This window comes from Lacrimispora sp. (assembly GCF_047605665.1).
Classification (GTDB): Bacteria; Bacillota; Clostridia; order Lachnospirales; family Lachnospiraceae; genus Lacrimispora.
Window position 1 is genome coordinate 49,159 of the sequence record NZ_JASGFH010000026.1, and the last position, 6,106, is coordinate 55,264.

Sequence of the window (6,106 nt, forward strand, 5' to 3'; positions counted from 1 at the left end):
AATACGGCAGCAAAAAATACAAGCTTCCGGTGAACCCGGAAGAAATCAAACGAAGCAGGGAACTGCAAATCGATACATATCAGGTACTTGGCACCGGTCAGGTGTCAGTACCTGCCCATTGCGGGCTTGAAAAATTCAGTTTCGAAGCTGAATTTCCCGGCCAGGAATATCATTATGTAGAAACCGCCGGGAGATTCAAGAATGCTGATTATTATGAAAAAATGTTTCGCAAGGCGCAAAAGAACAAAACGCCTATCCGTTTCATTGCTTCTAATGAGATTACGGACGATATAAGCTGCCTGGTACTGGTGCAAAGTGTGGAGTCTGTGGAGAAAGCAGGAGAGGAAGGGGACAAATATCTGACAATTTCATTACTTGAATACAAAGCGCATGGGAAGAGATATATCGGCGTGCAAACGCTGAGAGAAATTATAAGCCAGCCGGAAAATACCACCGATCAGGTGAGTCCTGAGGTAACAGAAAACAAGACCTACACGGTTGTGAAGGGGGATACTCTCAGCGGGATTGCAAAACGGTTTTATGGGAGCGGATCGCAGTACAGCAAAATTGCATCTGCAAATCCCGGTGTTAAAAATCCGAACCTGATATATCCCGGCCAAGTGCTCACAATACCATCATAGGAGGGCCGGCATGGAGCTATTGATTGAAACACAAGGGAGCATTTATGACATATCGGATATGTGTACGGATATATCATGGTCTGACGCTCTCAACGAAGGTGCCAGCACTCTTGAAGTATCATATATCAGTGATGGATTGATCGTTCAAAACGGTGATGTCATTCGTTTGACGGATAACAACCAGGTGGATGGCATATTTTTTGGAATCATATTTAAGGTTTCCAGTGATGAAAGCGGGATAATCAAGGTGAAAGCCTATGACCAGCTTCGGTATGCGAAAGCAAAAGAAATCATTGTACTTGAGGGAGGTACGCTTAAAAATCTGGTTCAGAATATGTGCACGTTCCTCTCTCTAAAACCGGGAACCATGGAGGGCCCCGGATATATTCTTCCCACAATTGCCAATATGGACATGACATGGCTTGATCAGGTAAACAGGGCCATTTCTGACACTTTGCTTAAAACCGAGGAAAAGTATTGCATGCGTGACGAATATGGCTCTGTATGTCTTTGGAACATGCGTAACCTGCAGATGCCTTTGGTCCTTGGCGATAACAGTCTGTGCACAGGATATAGCTGGGAACGATCCATTGATGAGGAATTTTATAACCGGATTAAAGTGGGGTGGAAGGACGAGGCTTCTGGCCGGTTTGATGTCAGAACCTCCATTGATCAGGAATCCATGAATAAATATGGATTTTTGCAGTATTTTGAAACTTCCCCTTCCGGGGTGGATAATGAAGCGAAAGCCCAGGAGCGGGCTAACAACCTGCTTAAGCTTTACAATCATGAGAAAGAAACTTTAAAGCTGGAGTGCCTGGGTGATTTGAGAGTTCGTTCCGGTAACAGTATTTATGGAAGCATTGCTGATCTGTCCATGGAGCGCCGGTTAATTGTAAGGAAGGTTACGCATAATTTTTTGCCTGTGCACAAAATGTCGGTGGAGGTGATACTTGATGAGTGATGATAACTCGGCAAACGGATTATTTAATGTAATAAAAAATATTGTTGACAACTACTTAAGCAACCGTCAGGTAACTTCGGTGATGATTGGAGTATATAACGGGTCCGCCGTAGTGATCAATGAGCGGCTGCCATTGCCAATGAGCATGATAAAAGGCAACACGGCCGGTCAGCTTGTGAACGGCGACAAGGTGGTATTGCTCCGAAATGACGGCGGACGGGAGTATTTTGTGATGGAAATCATGGGAAAGCCGTATGGGATAAAAGAGGATGCTTATGGCTAAATTAACAACCAGTTTACAGATGAAAGGCCGGACATTTTCCGGCCGGACATATAAAATATTTGATGATAAAATCGCGGGTTTTATAGAGGAGCGGGAAGCGCTTAAACAGACCATACATAAGACTTTGGAAACAGAGCAGTATGAGTATCCGATATACAGCTTTGATTACGGAATCGCATGGAAGGAACTGGTGGGCCAGGAAAGGGCTTACGTCAGGGCGGAAATGAAGCGGATGATACAAGAAGCTCTGCTGACGGACAGCAGGATTACTGATGTGGACGGATTTGACTTTTCTTTTTCCGGTGATGCCTGTAAATGTACTTTTCATGTCGGAAGTGTGTATGGAGAAATGGAAATAGAAACGGAGGTGCAGATATGAGTCAAACTTATGAAGAAATATTACAAGGCATGCTTGACCGCGTTCCCAGCAATGTGGATAAGAGAGAGGGCAGCGTTATCTATGATGCTCTGGCACCTTGCGCTTTCTTTCTGGCACAGCAGCAGTTTTTACTCGATAACTATATAGATTTGGTATTTTCCAATACGGCAGTCGGTGAATACCTGGATAGGGCCGTTGCAGATCACGGTGTGACCAGAAAAGCAGCTACAGCAGCCGTGAGACAGGTTTCAACAGATATGGACGTAAATATAGGGTCTGTCTGGGGGATCAATGATCTTACATATAAAATAACGGAACTGATAGCTGAAAATTTGTATAAAGCCGAGTGTACGACTGTGGGGGCGGTTGGAAACTGGTACACAGGAACGCTAAATCCGGTATCAAATGTTATCGGTGCCACTGCTACCCTTGGGGAAGTAATTACCGCAGGGACAGAGGAAGAAACGGATGAGGCATTAAGGGAGCGCTTTTATAATAAGGTTCGGATGCCTGCTACGTCAGGTAATGCCTATCAGTACAAGCAATGGGCCCTTGAAGTGTCCGGTGTGGGTGATGCAAAAGTATTTCCTCTGGATCGTGGTCCGGGGACTGTTACAGTATTGGTGGTGGATAATAATAAGGGAATAAGCAGTGGATTGCCGGATATTGTAGCAGAACATATTGAAGAGGTCCGGCCTATCGGTGCAACTGTAGCAGTGGAAAATCCAGCCGCAAAACAAATCGGTATATCCGCATCGGTTATGCTTGACGGAAGCAAAACTCTGGAAGAGGTGGAGACCGCATTTAAGGAATCCCTTAGAGATTTTCTTTCCGGAATGGTTTTTAACTCTGGTAATATCAGCTATGCAAAGATGGGAGGTCTGTTATTAGATACTCCTGGTGTGGAAGACTATGATGAACTAATGGTCAACTCCCAAATTGGGAATATCATGATAGAAAATAAGGAAATTCCTGTGGAAGGTGTCATAACATTGACGGAGGCAGACTGATATGGATTTAATGACGTTATTGCCAAATTATTACGAGAAAAACAGGACCATGAAGGAGCTTCAGGAGATTCTGTCAAAGGAAGCGGAAGCGCTTGATGTAAAGTTAAGTACAACAATATCGGAATGCTTCATCAATACTGCCAGTGAAATGCTGCCGCGGTATGAACGGATCTATGGGATAAAAATAGAGACTGCTAAAACCGATGCATTTCGGCGGGAAAGAATTAAGGCAAAGATTGCAGGAACAGGTACATCTACGAAGCAAATGGTGCGGGAGGTTGCAAGAAGTTATTCTAATGGAGAGGTTGAGGTTATAGAGGATAACGAAAACAGCAGATTTACAATTAAATTTGTTGGTACGTTAGGAGTGCCGGGAAATCTTGCTGATCTCAAACTGACGATTGAAGAAATAAAGCCTGCTCATCTTGCAGTGAACTATGAATATGTTTATAACTCATGGGGAAATACAAGTGCTTTGACTTGGGAGCAGGCTGGAGCTTACACGTGGAAACAAATAAGGACGGTGAATATATAAATGCAGAATACATCTAATTTAGGGCTTAAAAAGCCAGAAACAAACGAATATATAAATATTTCGGATCTTAATGAAAATGCAGACATTATTGATGCAGCAATGAATACAAAAGTTACTGTTGCTGGGGGCGATATTTCTGAAACTGTAATTGAAACATTAAAAACGATTGAAACCCAATTCCCCGTACCTAGCGCTGGAGAAGACTCCAAAACCTTTCTAGGAAAGGTAAAAAGGTTTATTCAGGATTTTAATGATTTTAAAACAGGGGTTCTTACCCTGGGTCACTTGGTGAATAATGGCCAGACCACAGAGCCGGGTTTTGCTCTGGATGCCAGATATGGAAAGACGCTTTATGATCTGTACGCTCAATTAAATGCTAATTTAGCATCTAAATCACTTGTGACGGTACCCCTTTTATTAAATTCATCTGTACATTTTATAAAACACATGGGGATGGTATATCTAACACTGAATTTAAGTGCCGGTGATATACCGGCGTTGCCTGTATATGAGCGTGTTACTTTGCCAATACGAATACCTGAAGGTTTTTATCCTGTTTACAATTTGTTTTTTATAAAACTCGTGATTGACAATAGAGAGCAGGAGGGTGCATTCCTCAATATACATGCTGATGGTACAATAGAAATCTGTACAAGATATAATACCTTATTTCCCAATACCTATAATTTAAATGTTTATGGAGCATGTAATTATAGGGCTAAATAATCATTTTATTATATTATCTTTGTCCAGTTCCAGCCAAATGTACTGCGTTTCCTCCCAAAAGCTATTGACGGAAAGTTATATTGCATACACATTACACTAATATTACTACCGCTAGCAAATGCTATAAAAACATACTTGTCACCTATGTTTCCGACGGAGGGAAAATAATCAGTCTTATTATTATCAGATGTCACACTGAAATCATATATTCCATCAGATATTATGCTGTCAGTCCATATGGCAGAAGTGGGTGTTTTACGGGTCAAACATTTAAGCAAATCGCTGGTATTAGCTTTGCTACTCATATTAGCATTTAATTTAGTCGGTAGTAGACCAAAACAGCCCTACCTTTTACAATGATGTAGAAGGAGGGCTTTACTAATGATAGAGCAGATATTGGAAAAGGTAATCAATGCCATGACACCGCACCTAGACAGTAGTCAGATGGAGCAGCTGCATAATGCGCTGTACATTAATTTCCATGGCATAGAGGTGCAGAAAGAATGTTATGAACTGGCAGAGACGGGCATGGATGGGGATGCTTTAAAAATTAAGATGTTTGTAGCCAGTAAAAAGGCTGTCAACAGGCAGGATAATACGCTGAAGCAATACACAATGGAAATATGCAAGATGTTGGATTTTTTAGGAAAAAGGATTGAAGATATTACAGCAATGGACCTTCGGTATTATTACGGGGTTATGCGGGAGTCTTACGGAATTAAAATGACTACAATGCAGACTCGGCTGCATTATCTGTCCAGTTTTTGGGACTTCCTTACCACTGAGGAGCTGGTGACCAGCAATCCGGTAAAGCGTGTAGGGATTTTGAAGCTTGCTAAGACCATTAAAAAGCCGTTCTCTCAGGAAGAAATGGAGGCTTTAAGAGTTAATTGTTCCGTTCTCCGTGACAGAGCTTTGATGGAGTTTCTGTATAGTACAGGGGTCAGGGTATCAGAACTGGTGGCGTTGAATGTTGGTGACATTGAAATGGGCCGTCAGGAACTCTTCGTATTTGGTAAAGGCAGCAAGGAAAGAAAGGTGTATTTAACTGATAATGCTAAATTTTATTTAAAGAGATATCTAAAGGAAAGACAGAATACAGAAGGCTTGGCTGAGGAAGCTTTGGCAGAACAACCATTATTTATAACATTGGATAAACCACATGATCGCCTGACAGTTGCGGGAATCCAGTACATGTTTCGTCAACTCGGCCAGCGATCTGGAGTGAAAAAGGTACATCCACATCGATTCCGGCGAACGATAGCAACGGACCTGTTAAACAGGGGGATGCCCGTGGAACAGGTGTCAAAACTTCTGGGACATGAAAAGCTGGACACTACGATGATTTACTGTACTGTTCAGGAAGAAAACGTGAAAGAATCTCACCGGAAGTTTGCCTGAGAAATTGAATTTTTAGCTGATTTTAAGCAGCCGAAACGGATGCTTTATTAAGTTTACCCTTCTGGTAGCTTAAAGGTCATAGTGATACGATATGGGCCGTTCTGGCTGACTGAATTAAATGCTAATAAAGTTAATAACACAGGCGGGGATATTACTGGAAATCTTAT

The 6,106-nt window shown here is 42.2% G+C and carries 8 protein-coding genes; all 8 read left to right on the top strand.

Annotated features, from left to right (window positions below; all coding sequences use genetic code 11):
- Positions 1-29: 29 nt before the first annotated feature.
- Entirely contained in the window at positions 30-641 is a 612-nt protein-coding gene (locus QM657_RS17845) for a LysM peptidoglycan-binding domain-containing protein (RefSeq protein WP_415068053.1), read from the top strand.
- Between the two features lie 10 nt (positions 642-651).
- A complete protein-coding gene (locus QM657_RS17850) occupies positions 652-1,605 on the top strand; it encodes a hypothetical protein (RefSeq protein WP_415068054.1) in 954 nt (317 codons plus the stop codon).
- Entirely contained in the window at positions 1,598-1,888 is a 291-nt protein-coding gene (locus QM657_RS17855) for a DNA helicase (RefSeq protein WP_415068055.1), read from the top strand. The genes QM657_RS17850 and QM657_RS17855 overlap by 8 nt, the downstream gene beginning before the upstream one ends.
- Positions 1,881-2,267 carry a DUF2634 domain-containing protein gene (locus QM657_RS17860; RefSeq protein WP_415068056.1) on the top strand — a complete coding sequence of 129 codons (387 nt, stop codon included), beginning with the start codon at positions 1,881-1,883 and terminating at the stop codon, positions 2,265-2,267. The genes QM657_RS17855 and QM657_RS17860 overlap by 8 nt, the downstream gene beginning before the upstream one ends.
- Positions 2,264-3,277, top strand: a complete 1,014-nt coding sequence (locus QM657_RS17865; protein ID WP_415068057.1) for a baseplate J/gp47 family protein — start codon at positions 2,264-2,266, stop codon at positions 3,275-3,277. Before QM657_RS17860 ends, QM657_RS17865 begins: the two co-directional genes overlap by 4 nt.
- A 1-nt stretch (position 3,278) precedes the next feature.
- Positions 3,279-3,812 carry a putative phage tail protein gene (locus QM657_RS17870; RefSeq protein ID WP_415068058.1) on the top strand — a complete coding sequence of 178 codons (534 nt, stop codon included), beginning with the start codon at positions 3,279-3,281 and terminating at the stop codon, positions 3,810-3,812.
- The gene (locus QM657_RS17875; RefSeq protein ID WP_415068059.1) at positions 3,813-4,538 is read left to right on the top strand and encodes a hypothetical protein; all 726 of its coding nucleotides are present in this window, start codon (positions 3,813-3,815) and stop codon (positions 4,536-4,538) included.
- A 381-nt stretch (positions 4,539-4,919) separates the two neighbouring features.
- Positions 4,920-5,939, top strand: a complete 1,020-nt coding sequence (locus tag QM657_RS17880) for a tyrosine-type recombinase/integrase (RefSeq protein ID WP_415068060.1) — start codon at positions 4,920-4,922, stop codon at positions 5,937-5,939.
- Positions 5,940-6,106 lie beyond the last annotated feature (167 nt).